Source organism: Pseudoxanthomonas sp. LjRoot204_2 (genome assembly GCF_056175765.1).
The window spans coordinates 1-2,641 of the sequence record NZ_JBGFFG010000445.1; the positions used below are offsets into that span (position 1 = coordinate 1).

Here is a 2,641-nt window from a genome sequence, read left to right on the forward strand (position 1 = left end):
GGCCAGCACCAGGTGCACGATGTTGTCGGTCAGGTCGTGCTCGCCCGCCGTGATGAAGATCTTGGTGCCGGTGATGGCGTAGCTGCCGTCCGCGTTAGGTTCGGCCTTGGTCTTCAGGAGGCCCAGGTCGGTACCGCAGTGCGGCTCGGTGAGGCACATGGTGCCGGTCCAGCGGCCTTCCACCAGGGGCTTCAGGAAGACCTCCTGCTGCCACGCTTCGCCATGGTGCTTCAGCGCTTCAACCGCGCCATGCGACAGCAGCGGGAAGTTGCCCCAGGCCAGGTTGCTGGCGTTGACCAGTTCATTGAGCGGGACGCCCATCGTGTGCGGCAAGCCCTGGCCACCGAACTCGGGCGCCGAGGTCAGCCCGGTCCAGCCGCCCTCGACGAACTGCGTGTACGCGGCCTTGAACCCGGGCGGCGTGGTGACTTCGCCGGTGGCCTTGTCCAGTTGGCTGCCGATCTCGTCGCCGACGCTGTTCAGCGGTGCGAGCACGGTCTCCGTGAAACGGGCGGCCTCGTCGAGGACGGCATCCAGGATGTCGCGGGTCGCGTCGGCATAGCCGAGCCGCTGGAACAGGGGTTCGACGCCAAGGACGTCGTACAGGGCGAAGCGCAGATCGGTAAGGGGAGCTTTGTAGGACGCGGGCATGCGGTTTCTCGGAGGCGCGTAGGGGAGGGTGGGGCCGCGCTCAGCGCAGCACACCGTCCAGGCCGGGGACGGGGTTGAGGGTGTTGCGGGTATCGATGTCGAACGTGCGCTGCTTGGCTTCTTCCGGTGTCGCGCCGGCGCTGCCTTTGAGCGTGTAGGGAAGGGTGCGGCGGCTGGCGAGGGCATCCGCCACCACGATGCGGGCGGCGCTGCTGGGCGAGAACGCGACGGTGACGACATCGGCCGATTCCGGACCGACCGACAGGCCGGGGGTCGCGCGCAACGTGCCCGCGTCCTGGTCGCCGATCTGCACCTCGACCTCCACGGTGTCGAAACGCATCGGGATGCTGCTGTAGTTCTGCAGTCGCAGGTCCACGGCCCATTGGCCATCCGCCTTCACCGTCAACTGCTGCACGCTGACCGCGGGGTCGGAGACCCGCCTGATCACGCCATCGCCGCATCCGGCCAGCAAAGTGGCCACGGCGAGAAGTGCCAGCAGGGAAGTACGTCGCATCATGCCGCGGCTCCGTCAGGGGATGCGGCAGGATACTACGGCGTATGGCGGGCGGGATGCCGACGCGCGCTACGCCATCCGGGTCAGTCGTGCTGCGTTGCAGCAGGTTTCCAGACGAAGGTGGCGACGCTGCGTGGGGGCAAGGTGTAGTCGAACGCCTGTCCGCCCTGGCCCACGCTGAACTGGCGTGCCTGGGTCGCGGCGTTGGCGACCAGCAGCACCAGCGAGCCGTCATCCGCATTGCGGAACGCGACGTTGTCGAGGTCGTGGGTGGCCTCGCTGGATGCGATGCGATGCGCACCGGGGCGCACGAAGCGGCTCGCGTGCGCCAGCGCGTAATACTCGTCCGTTCGGGTGACGGACCCCGTGCGCGAATCGATGGTGACCACGCCACGGCACGTGCTGCAACCACCCGCGTACGGCCCGTTGTTCTCGTCCAGCGCCAGGTTCCAGAACAGGGCGCCGCGCGCCCAGTGCCGCGCGCTGCGGATGATGATGTTCTTCATCTGCAAGGGCAGTCCGCCGCTGCGCACGGGCTCCCAGTCGCCCCCCGAGCACTCCGTCATATATGCATCCTTGTCCGGGAACGCATCGTGCACGGGGGATTGGGCCGCCACGTTGCCCCCGTAGCAATGCCATGCCACGGCCGCCACATGGGGATTCGCTTTCGCATCGGCCAGCACGCCGATTGGTTCCTGCGGTTTATCCCAGTTGTGGTCCCAGTCGAAGATCAATGGACCGTTCCCCCGCGCCGCGATCATCGGGCCGAGGTGGTCGCCGATCAATCGCGCGCGCGCCGGCGCATTGAGGCGCATGCCGGGGTAGTCCTTCGGTTCGTAGTCGGGCTCGTTCTGCACGGTCAGCGCGAAGACCGGTATGCCTTCCGCGGCATAGGCATCGACGTACTTCAGCAGGTAGCGGGAGAAGGCATCGTAGTACTGTGGCAGCAGCGTTCCCTGGATCAGGCTGTTGGTGTCCTTCATCCACGCCGGCGCACTCCAGGGTGACGCCATGATCTTCAGCTGCGGATTGATCGCCAGCATCGCGCGCGCGACCGGGATGACATCGCCGCGATTCGCCTCGATGCTGAAATGCGCCAACGCCGGATCCGGTTTGCCATCGGGCGTGTCGTCGAGACTGTAATGACGGCGCGAGAAATCGGAAGCGCCGATCGTCAGGCGGGAGAAGCTCAGGCCAAGGCCGCCGTGCGCGCGGCCGAACAGCTCGCGCAACAGGGCGTCGCGCTGGACCGGGTCGAGCCTGTGCTGGATCAGCCAGGCCGACGAGTCGGTCAGCGATGCGCCGAAACCGACCATCTCCTGGAACCGCGCCTGCTCGTCGATGAGGATGCGCGGCCGCTCTGTCGATCCGGCGGCTCCGAACGTCGCCGGCGTCGATGCGGCGAGCGTTGTCTTGTGGTCCGCGGTCGTGATCCATACGGCGACGTCCTGCGCGCGGGTCGTGGCCGGCATCGCA

3 protein-coding genes are annotated in these 2,641 nt (G+C 67.3%); all 3 read right to left on the bottom strand.

What is annotated here, in order from left to right; translation table 11 throughout:
* Positions 1 to 651: acyl-CoA dehydrogenase family protein (locus AC04L7_RS16305; RefSeq protein ID WP_475513421.1), on the bottom strand; the 651-nt coding region annotated here is incomplete at its 3' end.
* Positions 652 to 691: 40 nt separating this feature from the next.
* Positions 692 to 1,165: an LEA/WHy family protein gene (locus tag AC04L7_RS16310; RefSeq protein ID WP_436001070.1), complete on the bottom strand. Its 474-nt coding sequence runs from the start codon at positions 1,163 to 1,165 to the stop codon at positions 692 to 694.
* A gap of 83 nt (positions 1,166 to 1,248) precedes the next feature.
* On the bottom strand, positions 1,249 to 2,641 hold a 1,393-nt coding region (locus tag AC04L7_RS16315), incomplete at its 5' end, for a glycoside hydrolase family 30 protein (RefSeq protein WP_475513422.1).

Excerpts from the sequence above, each read along its gene's own strand:
- AC04L7_RS16310 (WP_436001070.1), bottom strand. The coding sequence starts at position 1,165 with ATGCGACGTACTTCCCTGCTGGCACTTCTCGCCGTGGCCACTTTGCTG.